This is a genomic window from Nocardia sp. NPDC057455, assembly GCF_042802775.1.
Taxonomy (GTDB): domain Bacteria; phylum Actinomycetota; class Actinomycetes; order Mycobacteriales; family Mycobacteriaceae; genus Nocardia.
The window spans coordinates 116005-138326 of record NZ_JBHVDM010000002.1 but is presented as its reverse complement, the minus strand read 5'-3'; the positions used below and the strand labels follow the sequence as shown (position 1 = coordinate 138326).

Genomic DNA, 22322 nt, shown 5'->3' with positions numbered 1-22322 from the left:
ATCGTCAATACTCGTGTTCAGTACAGTGCGGTTATGCCGAGCGACGAATCGCGCGCCGCCTTGCTCGATGCCGGGGAACGCCTCATCGCCGAACGCGGCGTCGACGTGCCGTTGCGCGACATCGCCGCCGCCGCCGGTCAGCGCAACAACTCCGCCGTGCACTACTACTTCGAATCGCGCACCGGGCTGATCGAAGCCATCGTCGAGCGACGGATGAACTGGCTCGAACAGCGGCGCATGCAGTTGCTGGCCGCTCACGAAGCGGACGGCCGCGCCAACGACGTGCCCGCTCTCGTCGCCATGCTCGCCGCACCGATCCTCGAACTGCTCGGCCACGACCGGGTGACCCATCTGGGCCGGTTCCTGGAAGTCGTACGCACCCACCCCGTCGTAGCGGACGCCCACCGCCTCGCGAGCGCCGACCGCGCCGCGGTCCGCATCATCGCCACCCGCCTGGACGCCGCGCTCACCGGCCTGCCTCGGCGGCAGCGCAGGCAACGCCTGGAAACCATGGCCACCGTCATGTTCGCGTTGCTCGCCGACTACGAGCGCACCCTGGAATCGGGGGTCCGCACCGCCCACCCCGGCGACGCCGCGGAGATCGTGGACATGATCGTCGCCATGCTCACCGTGCCCGTCCACGACCACACAGCCGACGCGCCGCGCCGCTGACACCGGCTCGACAGGAGAACGGCAGCGATGCCTCAACCCAGCGTCCGCCGTGTCCCGAGGCCGGTCCCCGGCACGGCGGCCAGCTGCCGATCCACCAGCGGCCCCGTGGTTTCCGGGAATCTGCGATGCAGCCGATCGATGAAGCGGCGCACAACACACAATTCGCTGTGCAACGCGTGGCGTACGGCGGGATCGCCGCGGTAGGAGAATTCGATATCCCGCGCCAGCGTCTGGGCACGCCGGGTCAGCAACTCCAAGAAGACCCGGGCCTGGGCGAGGTCGGCGTCTTGTTCCATGCGGTGGCCGATCTGTCGTTCGAATACGGTGTCGGTCGCCCAGCGCTCCCCGTGCCGCGGTCCTCAGCCGATCGGAGCAAAACAGATGCTAACCGAGCCGCAGCCCCGCAGGTGCCGAAATGGAACCGTCTTTCGGCTATCGCGTGGCGACTGCCCGTGCCGCCCGCGCGTATCGTGATCGTATGGGCGTCATCGGGGAACTGTTCCCAGGTAAGAAGCTGGCCGACGAGGGCAGCGAGGACAGCGACGGGCAGACCCACACGCCGCGATTCGACATCGATCTCGACACCGGGGTGGTCCGGGTGCCGCGCGCGCACCCGCCCACAGCCGAGGACCGCGGCGACCGGCGGGAGCAAGCCTAGGCTTCGGATCTCGCTCACGCAGAAAACATCTCGCTGATCGCAAACCGTCACCGCAGTGGTGCGCGCCGGTAGCGTCGCCGCAATGGGCAATGCTGGTGGGCGGCGGCGGCCGCTGAAGACCGTCACGGGAGTCAGCGGTGCGGTGAGCGTATACGCGGCGGCCATCGATCCGGCGGCGACCACGATCGCGTCATCGATCGAGGTCGCGAAGATCGCCGAGCGACACAAGTTCGACGCTCTGTTCGCCGCCGACCTACTGAGTTTCGGGGCGCAGGGCGCGATCGGCGCGCAGGAACCGCTGATCTTCCTGTCCGCGTTGAGCGCTGTGACCACGCATGTCGGGCTCATCGCGACGGTGACCACCACCTTCCACCACCCCTACAATCTCGCCCGGCTCTTCGGCACCCTCGACCACATCAGCAACGGCCGTGCGGCCTGGAACGCGGTGACCTCTTCGGTAGGCGAGGAGAATTACGGCGACCAGGAACTCCCGAGCCCCGAAGACCGCTATGCCCGCGCCACCGAATCCCTCGAAGTCGTCAACACCCTGTTCGACAGCTGGCGACCCGGCGCGCTGACCGCCGACGGGTACGGCGGCGCGATCCTCGACGCCACCCGCGTGCAACCCATCGATCACACCGGGCCGTACTTCACCGTGCGCGGGCCGCTGAATATCCCACCCCTGCCGCAACGCAGGCCGGTCCAGTTCCAGGCCGGACAGTCGGCAGGCGGGATCGAACTGGGCGCACGGTTCGCCGAAGTGGTATTCACCTCGCTGCCCACCCTGGAAGACGCGGTGACCTACACCAAGCGCATCCGCGCCCGCGCGAGCGAACTGGGCCGGGCCGAAGGCCTGCCGTTGATCATGAGCTCCTTCCACGCCACCTACGGCGCTACAGAAGCCGAAGCCAGACGTCTGGCGCGCGAACAGACCGAGGCGACCGACTTCGAGGCCGGACGCGCCGCCCTCGCCGACATGCTCGGCGGCGGCATCGACCTGTCCGGCCTGCCGTTGGACAAGCCCCTGCCGGACAGCTTGCTGCCCGACGTGACGTCGGTGCACCGCAGACGCGGCCGCGTGGAGATCTTCAGCAACTTCGCCCGTTCGGGAAAGACACTGCGCGAGCTGATCATCGCCGCCAAAGACACCGGCCACTGGGCGGCCGTCGGAACACCCGAGCAACTCGCCGACGCGATCGAAGAACGCTACGACGCGGGCGTTCTCGACGTGATCTCCCTCGGCGGGCTCGCCGACGAGCGCACCCGCGACTTCGTCGTCAACGGACTACTGCCCGAACTACGCCGCCGCGGCATCGTCGGTTCCGACTACGTCGGCGCCACCTTCCGCGAAAACCTCGAACTTCCCCCGCTCCCGGACTGAACGGGCGCGCCCACGGTCACATCAGCCCGGCGAGATGGGCGCGCGACCACGCGCACATGCCGTGCACCAGACGCAGCAACTCTTCTCCCGCCAGGGTGAGGGAATACTCCACCCGAGGATTGGCCGTGTGGTGATCGCGGCGCGCGACCAAGCCCTCCCGCTCGAGCGAGCGCAGGGTCTCGGTCAGCATCTTGTGGCTGATGGCCTCGATCGACCGATGCAACTCGCCGAAACGGCGTTCGTGGTCACCGATCTCCTCGAGCACCCGCAGGGCCCACTTCGTCGACAGCGCCGCGAAGACACGGCGCGCGACCGCCTCGGCCCGCCGCTGCTCGCTCTCGGCCATGCTCACCCCGAACTTTCAAGTGCGTACTGCCGACCGCGCCGAGCCACATCTAGCGTCGAACCGGTGCGCATCCTGAAAACCTACGCCAGAGTCTTCGTCACCGACCTCGACACCGCCCTGCCGATCTACGAACGGCTCGCCGGCGCGAAGGCCGATCTCCGCTTCGCCTTCGAAAACGCCGAACTCGCCGCCGTCGGCGACTTCCTGCTCATCGCGGGCCACCCGGAAGACGTCGAACAGTACCGGAACACGGTCGGCCCCGTGATAGTCGACGATCTCGACGCACTGCTGCGAACGGTGACCGCATACGGCGCCGAACTGACCGCCGGACCGTTCACCAGCGCCACCGGGACGTTCGTGTACGTCCGGCACGTTGACGGGGCGCAGCTGGAATACGTGCAATGGTCACCCGAGACACGAGCACTCGTGCGCGGAGTAGACCACTGCGGCGCCGCTAGCGGATGAGGACCGGCGTCGACGTCTTCGAACTGTGCGCGGAGCTTTCACCGCGCGGTGGGTTCGTATTCCGCACCCAGGTGACGTTGGCGATCAGATCGTCATCGAAAACGAGCTCGTCCCACAGCACCCGCTCGGCATCCTCCGGCGCCGGCTGCGCGGCCGGACGGGGCGCCTCGGCGACGGCCGGAGCGGACGTCGGCGCGGTCGGCAGCGGCGTCACCAGCCACGACAACGCCCGCATCGGACTGAGGCCGTAGCGGCGGGTGCCCTGCGCGACGGCCGCCACCGCGGCGGCGGAACTCAGCACCCCGGCGAGCAACGCCACGGAGGTCAGTCCGGCGGCCGCCATCCGCTGCTCACCGGCACCCGGAGCGGCCGTGCCACCCTCGTCGAAGATCCGCCGCAGCCACCCCGAACCGAAACCTTCACCCGGGTCGATCAGCGTCCGCAACTCCGGCCCCCTGGCATCCAGGTACAGCAAGGAGATGAGTACCAGAACCGCCACGGCCACACTGGAGCCCATCACCAGATGAGCGAGCGCACGAGTGCGCGTCCGCGCCTGCGCCAGCGCGGCGAACACGGTGACGACGGCCGCGGCAGCGGCCAGCAGACCCCAGGCGCCGCTGATGTTCATCTCACGAAATTTCGACACCGACCACTCGTCGAAACCGTTGGTGACACCGGTAACTCGTCCGAACGCGTCCGAACGCGCCTCGCCACCCGAACCCGACGCCGAAAGCCACGGCTGGAACAGCAAAGCGAACGTGACCAGACTCGTGGCCGCGGCGAACAAGAAGCCCCAATCCACTCCCCGTGGTGGCGTCGCGCTCCGTGCCGGGCCTCCGGAGCCACGGCTCCGGCGGTGTCGCGCTTCGGTTACCTGCCAAGGGGTTGGTTGTACCATTGCTCCAGTTTCGCCGGTGCCGCAGGAATTCTACTGCCGCCCAGAGCAATAACAGTGGAATTGCCCGAACGGTGGAAATCGCGGCACATCAATAAGATGAAATTCGATCGGGCGCCATCGGCCATCGACAGAATTAACCGTAAGCACCGCGGCGGCGCCGGACAAGCGTGATCGATGTCCCAGGCATCATCGCAGCTCCCGGCGCATCCGACCCAAGAGTGACCCAACCGGTGAGTAACATTTGGCGCACCGCGTTGAACTCGGCCTTCGCGGTTTCACCGCAACGATGCCGAGCCCCGCGCATCCGAATTGCTGTGACAGGCTTAACAGGTGCGCACTGCGACGTCGGTCACAAACCTGCACCACATTCGGCGGATACGTCCGAAAAAACTGCGAAATCACGGCGCCGGAACGGATTTCCCGCCGCGCCGACACCCGGACATCATGTGGCCCAAGGCCGCGGACTCCGAACAGCCTGCCGCCGCTCAGTACCCTTCCGCCGCCCGCACATCGGCGACCGCACGGGTGATCTCCGCCAGGCGCTCGGCCGGAACCTCGACCGCGCCCTCGGCATCGACCAGCACCGCGGTGGGATAGATATCGCGCAACAGATCCGGGCCACCCGTCGCGGTATCGTCATCGGCCGCGTCGACCAACGCCTCCACCGCCAGACGCAACGCCGCCTCTTCACCGATATCGCGGTGATAGGTCTTCTTCAACGACGACTTCGCGAAAACCGACCCCGAACCGATCGCGGTGTACCCGAAACGCTCCTCCTGCCGGCCACCCACCGCGTCGTAGGACACGATCCGCCCCGCCTGCCCCGGTTCGGCGGCGTCCAGGTCATAGCCGACCAGCACCGGAATCACCGCCATGTCCTGCAACGCCGCAGGCAGATTCGCGCGCACCATCGCCGACAACTTCGTGGCCTTGCCGTCGAACGTCAGCGGCGCCCCCTCGATCTTCTCGTAATGCTCGAGCTCCACCGCGAACAACCGGATCATCTCCAACGCCATCCCCACCGTGCCCGCGAAACCGGCCGCCGAATAAGTGTCGGTGATGAAGACCTTCTGCATATCGCGCGTCGCCACCAGATGCGCCATCGTGCCCCGGCGATCACCGGCCACCAGCACACCGCCGCGATAACAGATCGCGACGATCGTCGTCCCGTGCGGCGCGACGTCCCCACTGCCGCCCGCGCCGAAACCCACGTCGGGCAACAACCGCGGCGCATACCGGCGCAGAAACTCCGAGAAAGACGCCGCCGGATACTGCAAACCGAGCGGCAGGTGACTGTCGGTCGTCATGAATCACCTTTCCGGGCGCATGCTGCACCACCCGCAACGCGACACGTACTGTCCCGCCGACGTTACCGGAACACCACCACCGCCCGGCCGCATCCCAACCACCGCCCTAAGCTGGATCGTCCCCGGCGCAAGTATCCGGCGCATCGATCCGAACACAGGGGACCGCGGCCCGCGTCGGCTGATAATCCGGCCCCACACCACCCGCTCGGATCAGCCGGACATACGCATCGACCGCATCGGTCGGGCGGCGCACCAACCTCGGATCGGTCAGCACATCGACCGTGTAGAGCCCGAACCGCGGCGCATAGGAACCCCACTCGTAGTTGTCCGTGAGACTCCAATAGTTGTAACCGATGACGTTCATCCCGTCGGCCTTCGCCCGTTGCAGCCAATACACCGTGTCACGCAGATGATCCGCGCGACCGTACCCATCCGGACGAACCTGCCCGTTCTCCGTCGGAAGACCGTTCTCCACCACATACAGCGGACGCCCAGGAAACTGGCGAGCGTAATGCCGCAACGCGTAGTAGATACCCTCCGGATGCACCGGCAGCTCCCACATCGCAGGACCCCTCTCCGTACCGCCCTGCGCCGACTCACCGGTCTGCGGCAGCGGAGCGAAGTAGTAATCCACCCCGATGAAATCCAGCTTCGCCGAAATCCGATCCACGATAGGCTGATTCACCTCCGCCTCGGCACCCGCCACATAGCCCAGATTGCTCGTCACCTGCGCATCCGGTCGATAACCGTGGATGACGTCATAGATCTCGTGATGCGCCAGCGCGATCCGATCCAGCATCATCGGCGCCTCATCGACGCTGATCCCACCGGTCCGCAACTCCGTGCCGACATACGCGGCCGGCTCATTGAACGTCACCCACAGCGGATCGCGCGAGGCATACCGATCCACCACCTTGCGCATGTTCGCCAGCCAATCCTCGACCATGCCGGGATTACGCCACCCGCCACGGTCCGACGCCCACCCCGGATACACCCAATGATCCAGGGTCAGCATCGGCCGCATCCCCGCCGCGAGAATCCGGGCGATCACATTGTCGTAGAACCCGAACGCCGCCTCGTCCCAAGCATGCGGCGCCGGCTGCAGCCGCGCCCACTCGATACCCACCCGGTAGACCCGCACACCCAAACGCGCCGCCAGATCGATATCGGAGATATAGCGGCGGGCGAAATCCACCGAATCCCGATACGGATCCACCGTCGCACCCGACGCGATGAAACGCGACCAGTTGCTATCCGGCGCACGACCTTCGGACTGAAACCCCGACGACGCCACACCCCACAGGAACTCCGCATCGAACGCAGGCAGCGCCTGGCTCGGCGCAGCAGCCGAAACGCCCGAAACCATCAGCACCGCCGCGGCCGCCGACAGCGCGGCGAACCCGCGCCGGTGAGTGCGTGTACGCATCGCCGTAGCGTAACTGTCAGATTGCTGGATGCCCGAGCAGGCAAACGCGTGTCGTCGGTCGCGCAACCGTCACGATCCACGCTCACGCCATCCGCGACCGCCGCGCCAACTCCACCGTCGCCGCCCGCAACTGCTCGACCGCATCGATCCGCTCCGCATACCCGACCCTGGTGCGCGCCACACCCCGCGGCGTCACCACCCGCAAATCCAAGCCATATCGGTCGGCACGCTCACAATTCGCCTCGGTGGCATCCGGGTACCCGCCCAGCCGCCGCGCCATGGCCACCAACGCGTCGGCATGATCGTCGTTGAGATGCGCCACCGCCCGACCCGCCACGGGAATCACCGGATCGGGCTCAGCCGCCGCATACTCCTCGGCACTCGCCGAATCCATCCGCCCGTACCCGCCGACCCAGCGCACCCGCCGCACCCGCAGTACCCACAACGAGAAATCGCTGTAGTCGATGTACATCCGCCCCGCCGCCACCGCCGCCAGATACGCCTCCCGCGCCACGACCGCCTCCGCGCCCACCGGACGCTCCACCACACCCGACAGCGTGATCCGCGCCCCCGCCAACGGATCCGCGGGCGGATCCGGCGCCACCACCGCCAAGCTCGCCCGCCCGTCCGCCGCCAGATTGCGCCCGTGCTCGGCCAGCCGCGACACGCACAACACCGGCTGCCCCGCCGACAACCCATACGTCACCAACGACGCCCACGGCGAACCATCCTCCGTCAGACTGGCCAGCGTCGCGGTATTCCCCGACGCCGCAACCGTTCTCGCCTCCTCGGCCGCCGAGGGCCGAACCGGATGCACCACCGGCGCCAGCGGCGGCGGCACCGAAGGCACGTCCCCAGGATCACCATGATCGACAGTCATGCCCCCATCCTTCCAGCGCGTCCGGGCGAAACGCCGCACATCCTCACACGAGCGAAGCAATTGACCGCGCGCATCCGCCGCCGATCGACCAGACTTGCCCAGGTGACCAGATACGCATTCGATGCCGACCGCGCCGCCCTCGTCGCCACCTGGGCGACCGGACGAGGCGACCTCGCCCAGACGGTGGCCACCCTGCCCCCGCAGGTGACCAGGGACCAGGCAACCGATCTGGCGTCGAACCTCACCACCCTCTCGCGGTTCCAATGGCGCACCTACACCCATCCGGCCAGCGCCGCGGGTGACCCAGACGTCCCCAACAGCGAAGCGTGGCGCCGCGCCGAAGAACGCCGGAACTTCAAAGAAGTCGAAGCCGGACTGCGCAGCCCCAACCTGCCCACCGAGGAAGGACTGCTCGTCTCCTACAGCGGCGTCGTCGAATCCGCCCACCGCATCGGACGCACCCTGCACGACATCGACGACGACACCCTGCTCGACACCGTCGCCGCCGAAGTACGCACCGAACAAGAAGCCATCGAATCCGCCGAACGCGGCGACCTCTCCGGCCGCGCCCGCCAAGCCGTCGAACTGTCCCGCCCCGACGTCTCCCCGGCCCAGGTCCACGCCGCGGACGCACTCCTGCGCGCCGACCCGCTCGGCAGCATCGAACTGTTCACCGAACTCGACCCCGCCTCCGCCTCCGTCGCCGCGGCGCACTGGCTCTACGCCGCCGCCGAAGTCGCCGGAGAGGCCGCGAGCACAGCCACCACCGATGTCGTCGCCGAAGCCGACGACATCGAAGCACTCCAAGTCGAGACCCCCACCCTCGTGCTCGAACGACTCGCCACCGGCGAAACCCCCACCGAAGTCGTCCTCGAACTGATCGCCGAAGCGATGGCCGTGCACGAAGGCCGCGTCCCCGCCCCCTGGGGCCTCGTTGCTCGCGTCGCCGAAATCGAATCCCAAGCCCATCGATTCGGCGTCGATGCCGACACCCGCGAAGCAATGCTCACCGGCTTCCGCATCAGCCGCCTCGACCCCGCCCGCCCCGCCCTCGATCTCCTGGAAGACCTCCTCGACGGCATCCGCGGCTGCCTGCTGCTCTACGCCGCCAACACCGACCACGCCGACCCCGAATTCCACTTCGCCGAAGACGTGCGCCTCGAAGCCGACGCCGACCCCGAAGACCTCCTCTGAACGCCAGGGCGGGACACGGCCGAGCCCTGTCCCGCCCGCGGAGAACTCAGCGGGAGACTTCGCCGGGCTCCTCGGCTGCTTGCGGTGTCAACCAGCCGCGCAGAGCACGGTAAACCGTCGAATGATTGAGCAACGTGAAGTGATGCGCCGACGTGAGATGCAGACCCTTGTCCACGTCGAAGCCGAGGCGACGAGTCCGGTTACGGCCACCGCCGCTCGGCGTGAGAACCAGCCCGTCACCGATCACGCGGCCCAGCGGATGTCGCGGGCTGCGCGTGACGGTGGCCGTGACGAAATAATGGTCCGCGCCCATCAGCAGCGGCACCTCGCGGATCACCCGGCGACGCAGCGCGTCGGCATCCAGATCACGCCAATCCTCGTCCACCAACGAGCCATCCCGCAGATCACGAATGCCGGCGCTGCGACGACGCAACAAGCGCCCGAACGGACGGGTCTCGGGCAACCGCACCAGCGCCGCCGACGCGTAATGCGCCAACTGCTCCAGCGGCGCGCCCAGATGGGGCGAACCCAGGCACACCACCTGCCGAACCAACCGCACCCACGGCAATCCGGCTTCACTCGCCACGAAACACGCGCCCCGGGCGACCAGCCCGCCCATCGAATGCCCCACCAGCGAAATCCGCTCGACCGGCACCGGCCACCGCTCGACCAGACATCGCATCAATTCGCTGAACTGTGCCGCATTCTCCGAGATGTGCAGACCGCTGTTGTACCGAACCTGGAGCGCCGTGCATCCCGTTTCGGACTCCAATCGCTCGGCATAGGTCGGACCGCCGCCCAACCGCCACGCGTGCTCGGTCTCCACCAGCCCGTGCAGAAAGACCACGACATGCGCACCAGGCCGCCGCACACGCGCACCGACCAACTCGGCGGGCACGGGAGCACCGTCGATCCGGAATGTCATCGGCCCGGCCAGAATCGGTCGCTTCTGCTCGAGTTCGTCACCGATGAGTCCCTGCACCGCGGCGAGCAAACCCGACCCGTACACCGTGCGTGACGGTGCGTCGCCCGGCAGATCCGCGGTCCGTTCCGCGACCATGCCCGCCGCCACCGCCGATTCGCCGACCACACGGTAGACACTCTCGGCGATCACATTGTGCATCAGTTCCACCGGAGCAGCCGCCGGTCCCACACCCCAGCGCACCGCGGCGAACACTCGGCGCGCGATCGCCCGGTGCACGGCCGCGATCCCGTCGACCGCTCCGCCGAACTCGTCGCCGGCCAGCCGAGCCAGTGCCCTGACCTCCGCTTGCCGTTGGCGCGCGTCTTCCGTCATTACCTCAGTGTACAAGTGTGCACTGAAAGAAGGAGGGGGAGCCCTACGGCACCCGCGACACGGCCACCGCCCGCTCGCTGAGACTGCCCAGATACAGCACGCCGTCCTGCTCCACCACGCCGGTCACCATCGAGTAATCGGTGCCTTCCACCTGGAGGTCGTGCACGACTCGGCCCTCGAAATCGACCGCCATCACCCACACTGTCCGCGCCGGCTTCGGCTGCACCCACTCCGGCAGCGTCCACACGATGCGCCGCAGAATGCCCGGCAACGGAAGAAGGCGGTCCAGCAACGGATTTCGCGGTGAAGGCAGAGTGATCCAGATCAGACCGTCGCTGCCGAGCCCCAGGTTGTCGGGAAATCCCGGCAAATTCTCGATCAACCGTTCCTGCGTGCCCGCCTTGGGGCCGGTCAGCCAATAGCGCGTCAGCCGGTAGCCGCCGGTCTCGGCGACGACCACACTCGAACGATCGGGCGCGACGACGACGCCGTTGGCGAATTGCAGATCGTGGATGAGCGTTTCCACCTTGCCCGAGGGATCCCGGCGGAACAGGCGGCCGGTGCCGGAGTGTTCCAGGATGTCACCCATGTACTCGTCGAGCGAGTACCGGCGCGACGACGCGGAGAAGTAGATCGTGCCGTCGGTATCTCGCACGACATTGCTGGCGAAGCGAAGTCGCTCCCCATCGATCTCATCCACCAGTACGGTCAGCCCGCCCGAGGTGTCCAGCTCCAGCAATCCACGCTCGAAATCGCAGATCAGCAGCCGCCCATCCGCGTCGGCATGCAGGCCGAGCGGACGGCCGCCAGTGTTCGCGAGTTCTCGTATTTCGCCGGTCGCCGGATCGATGCTGAGAATCGCGCCGCCCTCTACGCCTGCGATGATCCTGCCGTCGGGGGAGAGCACCACATCCTCCGGCCCGGCGCCGGGCAATTCGAGCCGCCGCACGCTGGGAAGGGGAGGGGTGCTGTGGCTTCGGCGTGCCCGAGCAGGGGAAGGCGGCGGCGTCCAGCGCTGCGGCTGCATGGTCGAGGCGAGCATGGCCTCAGGGTAACGGGGGGAGTACGGAGTTCCGGGGAGAAACGGTGCTGGACCGCGCGACCGTCCTCCGGCGAAGTGGTCAACCCAGGAAGTCGGGTTTACGAGATAAGACATTGTCTTACGTAGATATGCGCATCCAACAATCTGACTCATCTCACCACACACTTCGAAACTTCACGCCGACAAGAAACCAGCAAAGAAAGGGGGAGGGCTTCCAGTGCGACGGAGTTCGGCTACGGCCTATACGAAGCAGTGAGGTCCACGCTGCTGCCCGGGGTTCGCGGCGACTACCTCGCCGCAGTCGGGGAGTGGAACGCCTGGACAGCAGCGCCGAGGTATCAGGGCTGGTGTGTGATGGTGTACCAGAGGATGGCCAGCGTGCCGAGCGTGAACAACGGTGCCACGAGGAAGGTTTCGACCTTGTTCCCGGTGCGATCGATGATCGGAAGACTGACTCGGAGGCCGAAGGGCCAGAAAAGGCGGCAGCCGTGATCGGTGAGGCAGTCACCGATCAGATGGGCCAGCGCGCCCAGTCCGACGGCGAATGGCAACCAGACCGGCTTGTCGGCGATCCAATGCTCCATCGCGAAGGTGCCCGCGGAGGCGAGCGCCACGATCGGCCCCCACGCCTTGAAGTTGTTGCCGGACGGGCACAGATGCAGCGCACGCACGGCCAAGGCCAGTAGGAAGAACACCAGGCTCAGGGTGAACCAGCGTCCGAGCCAGTGTTCGCCGGCCCACGTGCCGTAGGCGACGGCCGCGACGAACGCCAAGGAGTGGGTGGCACCGCGATGGCCACCCGAGACCCACGAGATGAGCTTGCACGCGGTGTGCGTGATCGGACCCAGGGCGTGCGAGATCGTCCCCTGCGGATGGTCCGCATCGGGCAGCAATGCGGCCCCGGCCGTGAGAAAGACCCCCAGCAACAGATCGACGGTACCGAGATGTCCCGTCGCATCCTGCAGAGCCGGAAACGTCAAGATCGTTACCGGCAGTGTTGCCGCTGCCGCCGACCAGGCCAACGCGCCACTGGTCGCATGTGAATGTCCAAGCACCATTCGAACGTTAGTTCAGCTTGCTATCGGTTCGCGAATGCCGTTGTCGGGCGGGGGAGCCCGGGCTGTGCAGGATTTCCTTCGTCCGTGATGAGGTAGGGGAGTGCTGGTGAGGGCCGTCGTGACCTCGGAAGTCGAGGTGCGGAGATACAGGGAAGGACGCGCCGAGGGCGACCGGTCGCTGCATGTTTCAGTAAGGTCCGGCACCTCCGGTGCCGCCGAAGCCGGATAAAATTGCGGTACGCTGCTGTGCGTATATATGCATATATTTTCTAGATAACACGCCGTAACTCGACCGACTCCCGCCAAAGACAGCAAAGATGCCGAGAATCGGCTCTGGAGTGTGAAGTCCCCAGAGCCGATTCCGTGAAACAGCAGTTGCCTTCGCGGCTACAGGACGTCGCCGATGGTGACCGTCGCAGCGGCCATCACCTGGCGCGCGAGTTCCGGACAGTCGATCGGCGCGGTTGTGTCGACGGTGACGACCGGAGCTAGGGCGAGAGGTTCGGCCAAGCGCGCCCATCGGTCCCAGTCCTGCGCCAGATGCGCGTCGTCCTGGTAGAGGTCGGCGCGCGTGCGGCCGCGATATCGCGTACGGGCAACCTCGGACGGTACCGCGCACCAGACCTCCACGGCTCGTGTCGCGCCGGAAATCGCGATCCCGTCGGCGGCATAGCGCGCGTCGCGTGGCTTGAACCACCAGGAGTCGACCAGTACGACGCCGGGTAGCGCGGCGGCGAGCGCCCACGCCGCCTCCATCGCGATCGCGCCGATATTCGGCAGCACAGTGGTGTTGTCGAGTCCGGTCCCGAGTGCCTCCTTGATGAGATCTTTGGTGATCAGGTGCGCGCCGAGCTCTCGGGCCAGCGGTGGCGCCAACGTCGACTTTCCGGAGCCGGGTAGGCCGTTGACCATGATGAGTAGTTCGCAGATGTGAAACCTCCAGAGCGGCCCGTCGGGGTCGGGGTCGGCGAATGGCGTGCAGCGATGACCGCCGGAGGCTCGACCGTCATGTCGTGATTCTTGTTGCCCGACAGCAAGTTCGGCAAGGCGGCGCCGACATCTGGTCGGCCCGAAGTGTCGGTGGGGGATCGGTGCCGGAGTGCCGCCAGTGAACCGATCGCTGGATGTTTCCCAGAGCTGGGGGTTCAGGCTATCAGTAGGTGCTTACGCTGCATCGCGTAGCGCGACCTGATCGATTGCCCGCTTTCGCTCCGAGTCTTGGTGGGGCTAAGCGGCAAATGTCTGGTTTCGGGCAGGTCGGCTCGATCAGCGGTAGGCCATGCGTAGGAGGTTGCGGTGGGTGAGGGTCGTGGAGTTCATCTGTGCGGAAGTGTCCCGTTGAGGGATGCGCGGACGGTCTTCTCTGAAGCGGCGCGGCGGATCGGGACGCACTTGAAGCGCATCCCGGACGGGGAGACCGGAATCAGGGACAACTGGGTGGTGTGGCAGCTGCCGAAGATGCAGGCACATCCCGGCTTGGAGACGATTCCGCCGCCCAGTCCGGAATACGGGCCGAGCGAACGGGTGCGGCCCAAGCCCGGCGTGGACGCGGCGTCTATCGACTTCGGTCCGTTGGGTTACGCGGAGGCGGCACTGGAATCCTGGCAGGTGTTCCAGCAGTTGCGCGAAGAGGGGACGATCCCGGCGGGCATCCGGTTCCAGGTGAGTTTGCCGACGCCTATCGCGGTGGTCGGCGCATTCGTCGCGGGACCGCAGGGGGAGTTGGAACGCAGATACGAGGCGCGTCTGCTCGACGAACTCGCCACCATCGTTGCCGCGATTCCGGCAGTGCACCTTGCGGTGCAATGGGATTGCGCCGTCGAGTTCGCCATCTTCGAGGGGATCTTCCCGTCCTGGTTCGGATCGTCCTACCCGACGCAGCTCGATGAAGTGGGGCAGCGGCTCGTCCGACTCGGTGCCGCGGTGCCCGAGGGGGTCGAACTCGGCTACCACCTCTGCTATGGCGATTTCGGTCACCGCCACTTCGCCGAGCCCGCCGACACCAGTCGGCTCGCCGCGGTCGCCAATCGGATCGTGGCCGGGCTGAACCGGCCGGTCAACTGGATCCACGTGCCGGTCCCACGCTCGCGTACCGACGCCGATTATTTCAAACCCCTTGCCGATCTGGCTCTTGCTCCCGAAACGGACCTACACCTCGGCCTGGTGCACGCCACCGACGGCCGCGCGGGGGCGCTGCGGCGGATCGAAGCCGCCCGTTCCGCGGTCACCGCATTCGGCATCGCCACGGAGTGCGGTATGGGACGCCGCCCGGCGGACCAGATTCCCGCTCTGTTCGATCTGCACGCGGAACTGGCGGACATCCTGGCTTGAGTTCGAAGACCTCGGCGCCGGGCCATGTTTCGGGGTTGGGCCCGGCGCCGAGGCCGGATCTCGAGGTTCGGTCCGGCCGCGATAGAGTGTGTCGCCGGGGCCAGGGGAGTCCACGTGGCGAATGAGGGGGAGTTGTATGCAGGACCTGTACGTCGTGAGTCATCCGCACGCCGAGCACAGCGAACAAGATCTGGTCGGTGGATGGTACGACTCGGCGCTGACGGCGCGCGGTCGGCGCGACGCCGGCCTTGTGGCAGCGGAATTGGTGCGTCGGCGCGCGGGAGCGTCGCGGCCGGTGCGAATCACAACGTCCGATCTGGCCCGGTGCACGGAGACCGCGCAGATTCTGGCGGCCGCTCTGCGCGTTCCGGTGACAGCGGATCAACGGCTGCGCGAGATCAGCTTCGGAGAGGCGGGCGGTCGACCGAACGCGTGGCTCGCGCAGCGCCAGGTTCCCGCGCCGGATCATGACCGGCTCGACCATCGCGGTCCTATTCCTGGGGCGGAGACCCGGCGCGAGGTCGCGACCCGGGTGGAGGCGTGTGTACGTGAGCTGATGGCCGACACCGACCATGACCACATCGTCGTCACGCACGGTTACGCACTGACATTCGTCATCACGACGTGGATGATGGTGCCGGTCGAGGCGGTCGGTTTCGTCTCTTTCGCGACCGCACCCGGCGCGATCACGCATCTGCGACATGACGACTACTGGCGCAACCGTGCGATGCTCGGTCTCGCTGATACGTCTCATCTGAGTGTCGAGCCGTAGCGGTTGTTCGGGCAGGGGAAGGGCCGGATGCGCCGAGTGCCGTTCTAGTTGACATAATGTTGATTATCGGCGGAAATCCGGCGCAGGTGGGCGGGGTGCTTTTCTGCGGAACGTCGTTGCTGCTGTCCGTTCCGGAAAGCTTGGGCTGATCCGGCAAGGGTGTGCAGCTATTCCGGCACTGATGGCGGAAACATGATCGCTGGCTGATTCGCGTGTCTTTGTGCCTAATGCATAATTATGCGGGTTACATATCGTCACAGTGACAAAAGTTGCTTGTCGGTCGGAAATGCCGCGTTCTCGCGAGTTCAACCTCCCTGCGCGGCCGCACCGTAGCCGCTGCGCCTCGAGTGCTGGCGGCTTCGGCCATCGGTGGGATTGTCGCCTTCGTACCGGTCATCTCGGCCGATAGGTACTATGGTTTTCATACCTTTGGCAGCCACAGGCGGGCTGGTGCGGTGGAGAGGAGTGGGTCGTGGCCGATGCGGATGGGCATCCCGATGTCGAGGAGTTCGATCTTTCCACGGTGCTGGCCGCACTCGCCGATGACAATCGGCGCAGTGTGATCGCGCAGTTGTATGCGGAGCCGGAGGGGGCCGAGCAGTTCTGCAGTGTGTTCGGGATGCCTTGGGCGCCCTCGACCCGCACGCATCATTTCCGAGTGCTTCGGAAGGCCGGGTTGATTCGGCAGCGCGATGTGGGCAACGGCCGGATGACGAAACTGCGACGCGAGGACATGGAACACGTGTTTCCCGGCCTGCTGGCAGCGATTCTCGACGCCGACAGGAGTCGTCATCCGGCCGCGCCGGTTACCACGTGACCGGCAACGATGTCGGCCGGTGTACGAGAACGCCGGTCTCCCAGGGAATTCGACCTTCCGGTACGGCGAGTTCGAGCGTCGGCAGTTCGGTGACGAGCCTGCGCAGCACCTCGGTGATCTCCATACGCGCCATGGCCGCACCCATGCAGTGATGCATGCCGTACCCGAATTGCAGGTGCCGTTTGCCCTCGCGTGCCGGGTCGATCACCGCCGGGTCCGGGTACACCTCGGGATCCCGGTTGGCCGAATGCGCGTCGGCGTACACGATGTCGCCGGGGTACAGCACCCCTTGTGACAGGGTGATTTCACGGGTGGTGACGCGCGGGAAGGTGGAGATCCGTCCGAGGGGCAGCAATCGCAGGAACTCCTCCACCGCGGTGGGGATCGCGTCCGGGTTGTCCACCAGGTACTGCCACAGCTCCGGCCTGGCCAGTGCCACGTAGGCGATCTTGGTGATGACCGACAGGATGTTCTGGTCACCGCCGACCAGTGAGCCGAGCAGGATGGCGGCGTACTCCGCGTCGGTGACCGGCGGCGACACCGAATCGCGGGCCTCGAGCAGGTCGATGATCAGGCCGGGCCGGAGTTCACGCCGCCGGGCGATGAGATCCTCGAGGTAGTGGTAGAGGGTCCAGAATTCGGCCAGCAGTTTGTCCACGTCGCGGTCGTCGGCGAGCTGCATCTCCCGTGACAGATGCCGGAAGTAGGCGATGTCGGCGGTCGGTATTCCGAGGTAGTCGATGTTGACGCCGATGGTCACCGGATTCAGCAGGGCTCGGACGAGATCGGCCGATCCCCGCTTGTGCTGGGCCCGTAACTCGGCGAGCGCGTCGTCGAGTACTCGGTGTACCGCGGGCGCCCGCCGGGCCATCGTGGCGGCACTGTAGGCAGACGCCACGAAGCCCTTGAGTCGTCCGTGCCCGGGGTGGTCGAGGTTGAGCAGCATTTCCGTCGGCATGATGGTCGGCAGGAAGCTCGGGCCGTCCGCGACGTTGGTTTCGGCGCGCGCGAAGCTGAGGTCGGTCAGGACCGCGTGCACGTCACGGTAGGAGCGCACGTGCACGGCGGTGTGGCCGCTGGGTAGTTTCACCTGCGGTAGTCCGCCGGTGGAGCGTTGTGCTAACGGTTCGATCATGGTGGGCGGCGCGATATTGGCGATGCCGTCGAGATCGACCCGGACCGTGTCGAGGGCGTGGGTCATGAGGTGACTCCTTCTGGATCGGAACCGGGGTCCCGGTTCTCGGTGGCTCGTGTGTTGCCGCGCACCGCGACGATGAGGATGGTGAGCACCACGAGCAGGGCGATGAGGATGCCGACGGTGGTCGTGAAGGCGGAGCGATAGACGTCGGGGTGGCCGAACTGGCCCGCGGCGGTGTCGTCGGCGGCCTTCCCGCTGAGCTGGGTGCCGACGACCGTGGACAGCACGATGGCGTATCCGGCGACGAACAGCGCTTCACTGCCGATGCGGAAGAAGTTGAGCAGGCCCGCGGCGGTGCCGCCGCGTTCGGCGGGCACCACCGAGAGCGCGTGGCCGTCGACCAGGCCGATGGGCAGACCGAAGCCGAGGCCGAGCAGGATCATCGGCACGATGATCCAGGTGACCGAACGGTCCTGGGCGAGCGCGAGCACTCCGGCGTTGCCGAGTATCGCGGCGGCCAGTGCGAGGTAGACGACCTTGCCGACGGTCAGTGCTGGGAAGCGGGTGACGAGCTGGCCGATGGCCACCGGCGCGATGAATACGGGAACGGTCATCGCGAGCATGAGCAACCCGGAGGTGCCGGCCGAGAGATCGGTGATGCCGCTCAGCGCCGAGGGCAAATAGGTCAGTAGGGTGACGAAGCCGATCGAGCCGGCGACCGGGACCAGGCACATGGCCAGGAATTCGCGATTGCGCAGCAGGGCGAGATCGAGGATCGGGCCGTGTTCGGTGACAACGGGTTCGGCGGCGGGCAGCAGGCGTGTGGCGAGACCGGCGGCGGCGAGGATCAGCGCGTGCGTCACGAACACGCCTCGCCAGTCCAGCAGCGAGATCAGGATGCCGGAGATGGTCGGGCCGAGCGCGAGGCCGAGCCCGTTCACGGTGCCGAAGACGGCGAACGCCCTGGTTCGGCGCGCCCCCTCGTAGGCTGCCGACAGCAGCGCGGTGGCACCGGTGAGGATGGCCGCGGCGCCGATGCCCGCGATGACGCGGGCCAGGTCGAGGACGAGCAGGTTCGGTGCCACGACGCTGCCGACGCTTCCCGTGACGACCAGTGCGGTGCCGATTCCGAAGGTGCGTCGATGTCCGATGCGGTCGCTGACGGCGCCCCACAGCAGTGTGGTGAGGGCGAAGGCGACGTTGAATCCGTTGACGACCCATTGCAGCGCGGCGGGATTCGATCCGAGGTCCTGCGAGATCAGCGGTAGCGCGATGGCGGTGCCCGCGATGGCCATCGGCGTGACGAACTGGGCGGCGAGAACTACGGGCAGTGTGGCGCCGCTGGGTGGCGCGCTGCGGGTGTCGGTTTCGGTGGTGACGGTCGACATGGATTCCCCTGGATGGTGGGCGGGATGATTTTCGGACGTTCGGCAGGTACTACCGAACAGTTAGGTACTACGATGTTAGTAGCTACGAAAGTTCTCGTACAACCGTTGTCGCGGATCCGACCTCGACGACCTCGCCCGAGGAGAATGTGATGAGCACGGCGAATCCGGCCGCCACCGTCATCGACACCGATGTCCTGGTGGTCGGCGGCGGCCCGGTCGGCATGTTGGTCGCCGCCGAACTGGCACTCGCGCAGATCCGGGTCGTGGTGGTCGAGACCCGCACCGAACTCGACATCCGCCCGCGGGCGGGCACTGTGCACGCTCGTTCGCTGTCGCTGCTGGCGCGCCGCGGATATCTCCCTTCCGTGACTTCCGACGCGATACAGCGCGATCCGCACGGCGTGCGCCGGACCCGGTTCCAGTTCGCGGCGGAGCCGGTGCTGACGATCAGCGTGCCCAGCGTCGAGCCCGGTCCGATCGCGGGTATACCGCAGGCGCGGCTGGAGGCGGTTTTCGAGGAGCGCGCGAGCGAACTCGGCGCACGAATTCTGCGTGGTCATACCGTTTTCGGACTCGAGGCGCACGACGACGTGGTGGTCGCCGAGGCGGACGACGAGACCGGAGGACGCTCGCTGCGTATCCACGCCCGCTACGCCGTCGGCGCCGACGGTGCCCGCAGCCTCGTCGCCCGCACCGGCGACTTCCCCGCGCAGGTCTACCCCGCGACCATGAATGCCATTGCCGGGCTGGCGGTCACGGATTCGGCCGACCGGCTTCCGGCGGGCTGGAATCCCACGTCCACCGGGTGGACCATGCACAATCCGAACCCCTACGGCCCCGCGCGCGTCATCGCCATGGACTTCAGCGGCCCCCTCGACCATCGGCCCGAACCCTCCACCCAGGAGTATCTGCAACGCCTGGAATACGTGCTCGGCGCACCGCCCGCGCTGCGCGAGATCAGCCACCTGACCCGGTTCAGTGATCACGGTCGCTACCGCACCCGCCTGCGGGACGGCCGGCTGTTGCTGGCGGGCGACGCCGCCCACAGTCACTATCCGCTGGGCGGGCAGGGACTCAACACCGGCATGCAGGACGCGTTCGCGCTGGGCTGGCGGCTGGCCCGCGTGCTCACCGGACGCGATCGGCCCGTCGTCCTCGACGAGTATTCGCGCGAACGGGTCGCCGCAGCGGCCGCGGTGGTCGGCAACACCGTGCTGCAATCGCGGATGATGAACCCGCGCCGGCCCGAGCTGCGGGAGGCGGTGCTGGCCATGCTGGCGGTCCCGGCGATCCACGACGCGCTCGCGCAGCTCATCAGCGGCCAGTCCCAATCCGGATTCCAGCACGATCTGGTGATCACCGAGGCCGACGGCGGCGTGCGGACCCTGGCCGGCCTGCTGCGGGTGGGCCGGTTCGTGGCGATCCGGCCCGACGAGCGCATCCCGGTCCCGCACGCCCCCGCTGACGCGATCACGGTGACCGGTAAGGTGACGCCGGAACAGGACTGGACCTGCGCGTTGGTCCGTCCGGACGGCTACCTTGCCTGCGCGTGGTGAGCCGGTGCTCAGCCCGGCCATCGCTCCAGCGCCTCGCGCACCTCGGCGATCGCCTGCCCGGCATCATGGAACTGCACCGCCTGCCAGCCGGCTTCCCTTGCCGCGGAGCAATTCTCGGCGAGATCGTCGATCAGCAGGCACTGGCCGGATGCGACGCCCGCCTGCTCGGCAGCGAAGGCGAAGATCTCCGGATCGGGCTTGCGGATTCCGACCTTGCACGAATCGATCAGGGCGCTGAGGACTTCATCCAGATCGATCATGGCGTGCCAGTAGGGCTCCCATTCGACGACATTGTTGCTCAGCACCCCGACCCGGGTGCCGTCCTCGGCCAGCTCGATCGCGAAGTCGCGGACGGTGCTGTTGGCCTGGTGCCCGGCGAACCACTGCCTGCCGAAATCGGGTTCGCTGCGCGAGAGGTCGAGGCCGGGTTGCTTGGCCCGGAGTACATCGTGCAGCTTGCCGACCCAGGCTCGTTCATCGAGCAGTGCCAGTTCGATCGGGGCCAGCGGCGCGAGCCCGTACTCGGCGCCCACCTCGGCGATGGCGTATTTCAACAGATCCGCTGGGATGCCGGTGACCTGCTCGTAGCGTAGGAAGAGGTCTTCGAGGGGCGGTGAGAGCACCCCGCCGAAGTCGAACCAGACGAACGGCCCCGCCGTCTTCGCCGTGGTCACTGGACCATCGTCCAGACGTCGGCCGGGCGGAAACGTAGTTCCACGTCGCCGGTGGCGATCACATCCTCGCCCTGGGCCAGGTTCACCTGCGCCCGCACGCCGCCACCGTCGCCCGCGAGCGGGGCGACGGTGGCCCTGGCGATGGTCTCGCGTTCGAATTCACCGAACTTGGTGAACTCGATCGTGAGCCGCTGCATCACCATGCGGCTGGTGTCCAGGCCGAGGACGGCGTTCGCGGCCGCCATCGCGACCTGCCGGGCCGCTTCGAACTGCAACATGCCGGGGACGTGATCGAGGGCATGGTCGAACAGGGAGGGATGGTTGGTGTCGATGATGGTCAACGCCGTCAGCTCGCGCTCCCCCGACAGCGCCGGGTTCGCCAGGATCGCGTTGCGCGGGTTGTGCCTGCCGACCGATCCCGGCCGCATCCGTGCGACGTGCAATTGTTCCGGGATCGCGTGCTGCGCGGGCAGGCCAAGCACTTCGCGCCCGCGCACCCTGATCCGGTGCCACACCGCTGCGGGCATCCACTGATAGACCATCACCTCCCGTGCTGCCTCCTTGCCTTCGATCTCGGCGACCATCTCGAGTGACAGACCGATGATCTGATCGTCACGGCGCTTCTCCTCGATCACCCGCGCCTCGATGACGCAGTGTCCCGGGCAGTTGCCGATGCGCAGGGTGTCGGGCTCGGCGATCGTGAAGTCCGCTGATCCGAAGATGAATTTCTCCGCGCGGGCGACCCCGAGGAAGGTGTGCGCGTAATAGATCGCGACCTGACGGAACACCTCGATGAGAAGCAGCGGATCGTAGGTGGTCGAGGTACCTCGATGGTCGCTGAAATACGAGTGATTGCGGGGCAATTGGGCGGCGAAGACCGCGCCGTCGGGAGTTGGTTGCGCGTCGGTGAGGAAGACCTCGGCGATCGATTCCCGGTGCACGATGCCTCGCGGGATATTGCGGTCGAAGGTCAGGGTTTGGGTTGCGGCAGTCATGATCGAGCCTTCCTGGAATGGCGGGTT

At 66.9% G+C, this 22322-nt stretch carries 23 protein-coding genes; 9 read left to right on the top strand and 14 right to left on the bottom strand.

The genetic code is table 11. The features are described 5' to 3' along the window. Positions 1-33: 33 nt before the first annotated feature. On the top strand, positions 34-672 hold the full coding sequence (locus tag ACFU5M_RS01700; protein WP_379042093.1) for a TetR family transcriptional regulator: 639 nt from the start codon (positions 34-36) through the stop codon (positions 670-672). Between the two features lie 32 nt (positions 673-704). Here the strand turns inward: ACFU5M_RS01700 and ACFU5M_RS01695 are convergent, their stop codons facing one another. Then, complete coding sequence (locus ACFU5M_RS01695) at positions 705-968, bottom strand: hypothetical protein (RefSeq protein WP_379042091.1); 264 nt, start codon at positions 966-968, stop codon at positions 705-707. A gap of 182 nt (positions 969-1150) precedes the next feature. On the opposite strand from ACFU5M_RS01695, the gene ACFU5M_RS01690 reads away from it, so the two are divergent. Beyond that, on the top strand, positions 1151-1330 hold the full coding sequence (locus tag ACFU5M_RS01690; RefSeq protein ID WP_379042089.1) for a hypothetical protein: 180 nt from the start codon (positions 1151-1153) through the stop codon (positions 1328-1330). A gap of 82 nt (positions 1331-1412) precedes the next feature. Further along, complete coding sequence (locus ACFU5M_RS01685; protein ID WP_379042087.1) at positions 1413-2711, top strand: NtaA/DmoA family FMN-dependent monooxygenase; 1299 nt, start codon at positions 1413-1415, stop codon at positions 2709-2711. Positions 2712-2727: 16 nt separating this feature from the next. Here ACFU5M_RS01685 and ACFU5M_RS01680 read toward each other — a convergent pair whose 3' ends face one another. Next, entirely contained in the window at positions 2728-3057 is a 330-nt protein-coding gene (locus ACFU5M_RS01680) for a winged helix-turn-helix transcriptional regulator (RefSeq protein ID WP_379042085.1), read from the bottom strand. Between the two features lie 63 nt (positions 3058-3120). On the opposite strand from ACFU5M_RS01680, the gene ACFU5M_RS01675 reads away from it, so the two are divergent. Beyond that, a complete protein-coding gene (locus ACFU5M_RS01675; RefSeq protein ID WP_379042083.1) occupies positions 3121-3522 on the top strand; it encodes a VOC family protein in 402 nt (133 codons plus the stop codon). Here ACFU5M_RS01675 and ACFU5M_RS01670 read toward each other — a convergent pair. The 4 genes from ACFU5M_RS01670 to ACFU5M_RS01655 form a co-directional block, all read right to left on the bottom strand. Further along, complete coding sequence (locus tag ACFU5M_RS01670) at positions 3512-4324, bottom strand: hypothetical protein (RefSeq protein ID WP_379042081.1); 813 nt, start codon at positions 4322-4324, stop codon at positions 3512-3514. The two genes, ACFU5M_RS01675 and ACFU5M_RS01670, sit on opposite strands and share 11 nt — an antisense overlap. A gap of 581 nt (positions 4325-4905) precedes the next feature. Next, positions 4906-5727, bottom strand: a complete 822-nt coding sequence (gene prcB / locus ACFU5M_RS01665; RefSeq protein ID WP_379042079.1) for a proteasome subunit beta — start codon at positions 5725-5727, stop codon at positions 4906-4908. 106 nt (positions 5728-5833) lie between these two features. Next, positions 5834-7153 (bottom strand): family 1 glycosylhydrolase, encoded by a 1320-nt coding sequence (locus ACFU5M_RS01660; RefSeq protein WP_379042077.1) that lies wholly within the window; start codon positions 7151-7153, stop codon positions 5834-5836. Positions 7154-7235: 82 nt separating this feature from the next. Then, complete coding sequence (locus ACFU5M_RS01655; protein ID WP_379042075.1) at positions 7236-8033, bottom strand: HugZ family protein; 798 nt, start codon at positions 8031-8033, stop codon at positions 7236-7238. Positions 8034-8135: 102 nt separating this feature from the next. On the opposite strand from ACFU5M_RS01655, the gene ACFU5M_RS01650 reads away from it, so the two are divergent. Continuing rightward, positions 8136-9227 carry a hypothetical protein gene (locus ACFU5M_RS01650; protein WP_379042073.1) on the top strand — a complete coding sequence of 364 codons (1092 nt, stop codon included), beginning with the start codon at positions 8136-8138 and terminating at the stop codon, positions 9225-9227. A 46-nt stretch (positions 9228-9273) separates the two neighbouring features. Here the strand turns inward: ACFU5M_RS01650 and ACFU5M_RS01645 are convergent, their stop codons facing one another. The 4 genes from ACFU5M_RS01645 to ACFU5M_RS01630 form a co-directional block, all read right to left on the bottom strand. After that, positions 9274-10524: a lipase family alpha/beta hydrolase gene (locus ACFU5M_RS01645; RefSeq protein WP_379042071.1), complete on the bottom strand. Its 1251-nt coding sequence runs from the start codon at positions 10522-10524 to the stop codon at positions 9274-9276. 43 nt (positions 10525-10567) lie between these two features. Further along, entirely contained in the window at positions 10568-11566 is a 999-nt protein-coding gene (locus ACFU5M_RS01640; protein WP_379042069.1) for an SMP-30/gluconolactonase/LRE family protein, read from the bottom strand. Positions 11567-11904: 338 nt separating this feature from the next. After that, a complete protein-coding gene (locus ACFU5M_RS01635) occupies positions 11905-12624 on the bottom strand; it encodes a metal-dependent hydrolase (RefSeq protein ID WP_379042067.1) in 720 nt (239 codons plus the stop codon). Between the two features lie 387 nt (positions 12625-13011). Continuing rightward, positions 13012-13536, bottom strand: a complete 525-nt coding sequence (locus ACFU5M_RS01630) for an AAA family ATPase (RefSeq protein ID WP_379042065.1) — start codon at positions 13534-13536, stop codon at positions 13012-13014. A gap of 480 nt (positions 13537-14016) precedes the next feature. On the opposite strand from ACFU5M_RS01630, the gene ACFU5M_RS01625 reads away from it, so the two are divergent. The 3 genes from ACFU5M_RS01625 (at position 14017) to ACFU5M_RS01615 (ending at position 16544) form a co-directional block, all read left to right on the top strand. After that, entirely contained in the window at positions 14017-14955 is a 939-nt protein-coding gene (locus ACFU5M_RS01625; RefSeq protein ID WP_379042063.1) for a hypothetical protein, read from the top strand. Between the two features lie 136 nt (positions 14956-15091). After that, entirely contained in the window at positions 15092-15727 is a 636-nt protein-coding gene (locus ACFU5M_RS01620; RefSeq protein ID WP_379042061.1) for a histidine phosphatase family protein, read from the top strand. A 472-nt stretch (positions 15728-16199) separates the two neighbouring features. Continuing rightward, entirely contained in the window at positions 16200-16544 is a 345-nt protein-coding gene (locus tag ACFU5M_RS01615; protein ID WP_379042059.1) for an ArsR/SmtB family transcription factor, read from the top strand. On the opposite strand, the gene ACFU5M_RS01610 is transcribed toward ACFU5M_RS01615, so the two are convergent. Both ACFU5M_RS01610 and ACFU5M_RS01605 read right to left on the bottom strand, forming a co-directional pair. Next, a complete protein-coding gene (locus ACFU5M_RS01610) occupies positions 16534-17745 on the bottom strand; it encodes a cytochrome P450 (RefSeq protein WP_379042057.1) in 1212 nt (403 codons plus the stop codon). The two genes, ACFU5M_RS01615 and ACFU5M_RS01610, sit on opposite strands and share 11 nt — an antisense overlap. Next, a complete protein-coding gene (locus tag ACFU5M_RS01605) occupies positions 17742-19070 on the bottom strand; it encodes an MFS transporter (RefSeq protein WP_379042055.1) in 1329 nt (442 codons plus the stop codon). Before ACFU5M_RS01605 ends, ACFU5M_RS01610 begins: the two co-directional genes overlap by 4 nt. Positions 19071-19219: 149 nt before the next feature. Here ACFU5M_RS01605 and ACFU5M_RS01600 point away from each other — a divergent pair, with 149 nt between their 5' ends. After that, positions 19220-20626 (top strand): FAD-dependent monooxygenase, encoded by a 1407-nt coding sequence (locus tag ACFU5M_RS01600; protein WP_379042053.1) that lies wholly within the window; start codon positions 19220-19222, stop codon positions 20624-20626. An 8-nt stretch (positions 20627-20634) separates the two neighbouring features. Here the strand turns inward: ACFU5M_RS01600 and ACFU5M_RS01595 are convergent, their stop codons facing one another. Continuing rightward, positions 20635-21300: an HAD family hydrolase gene (locus ACFU5M_RS01595; protein WP_379042051.1), complete on the bottom strand. Its 666-nt coding sequence runs from the start codon at positions 21298-21300 to the stop codon at positions 20635-20637. Beyond that, positions 21297-22295: a ScbA/BarX family gamma-butyrolactone biosynthesis protein gene (locus ACFU5M_RS01590; protein ID WP_379042049.1), complete on the bottom strand. Its 999-nt coding sequence runs from the start codon at positions 22293-22295 to the stop codon at positions 21297-21299. Before ACFU5M_RS01590 ends, ACFU5M_RS01595 begins: the two co-directional genes overlap by 4 nt. Between the last annotated feature and the right edge of the window lie 27 nt (positions 22296-22322).

Excerpts from the sequence above, each read along its gene's own strand:
- ACFU5M_RS01700 (WP_379042093.1), top strand. The coding sequence starts at position 34 with ATGCCGAGCGACGAATCGCGCGCCGCCTTGCTCGATGCCGGGGAACGC.
- ACFU5M_RS01695 (WP_379042091.1), bottom strand. The coding sequence starts at position 968 with ATGGAACAAGACGCCGACCTCGCCCAGGCCCGGGTCTTCTTGGAGTTG.
- ACFU5M_RS01690 (WP_379042089.1), top strand. The coding sequence starts at position 1,151 with ATGGGCGTCATCGGGGAACTGTTCCCAGGTAAGAAGCTGGCCGACGAG.
- ACFU5M_RS01685 (WP_379042087.1), top strand. The coding sequence starts at position 1,413 with ATGGGCAATGCTGGTGGGCGGCGGCGGCCGCTGAAGACCGTCACGGGA.
- ACFU5M_RS01680 (WP_379042085.1), bottom strand. The coding sequence starts at position 3,057 with ATGGCCGAGAGCGAGCAGCGGCGGGCCGAGGCGGTCGCGCGCCGTGTC.
- prcB (WP_379042079.1), bottom strand. The coding sequence starts at position 5,727 with ATGACGACCGACAGTCACCTGCCGCTCGGTTTGCAGTATCCGGCGGCG.
- ACFU5M_RS01660 (WP_379042077.1), bottom strand. The coding sequence starts at position 7,153 with ATGCGTACACGCACTCACCGGCGCGGGTTCGCCGCGCTGTCGGCGGCC.
- ACFU5M_RS01655 (WP_379042075.1), bottom strand. The coding sequence starts at position 8,033 with ATGACTGTCGATCATGGTGATCCTGGGGACGTGCCTTCGGTGCCGCCG.
- ACFU5M_RS01645 (WP_379042071.1), bottom strand. The coding sequence starts at position 10,524 with ATGACGGAAGACGCGCGCCAACGGCAAGCGGAGGTCAGGGCACTGGCT.
- ACFU5M_RS01640 (WP_379042069.1), bottom strand. The coding sequence starts at position 11,566 with ATGCTCGCCTCGACCATGCAGCCGCAGCGCTGGACGCCGCCGCCTTCC.
- ACFU5M_RS01635 (WP_379042067.1), bottom strand. The coding sequence starts at position 12,624 with ATGGTGCTTGGACATTCACATGCGACCAGTGGCGCGTTGGCCTGGTCG.
- ACFU5M_RS01630 (WP_379042065.1), bottom strand. The coding sequence starts at position 13,536 with ATGGTCAACGGCCTACCCGGCTCCGGAAAGTCGACGTTGGCGCCACCG.
- ACFU5M_RS01620 (WP_379042061.1), top strand. The coding sequence starts at position 15,092 with ATGCAGGACCTGTACGTCGTGAGTCATCCGCACGCCGAGCACAGCGAA.
- ACFU5M_RS01610 (WP_379042057.1), bottom strand. The coding sequence starts at position 17,745 with ATGACCCACGCCCTCGACACGGTCCGGGTCGATCTCGACGGCATCGCC.
- ACFU5M_RS01605 (WP_379042055.1), bottom strand. The coding sequence starts at position 19,070 with ATGTCGACCGTCACCACCGAAACCGACACCCGCAGCGCGCCACCCAGC.
- ACFU5M_RS01600 (WP_379042053.1), top strand. The coding sequence starts at position 19,220 with ATGAGCACGGCGAATCCGGCCGCCACCGTCATCGACACCGATGTCCTG.
- ACFU5M_RS01590 (WP_379042049.1), bottom strand. The coding sequence starts at position 22,295 with ATGACTGCCGCAACCCAAACCCTGACCTTCGACCGCAATATCCCGCGA.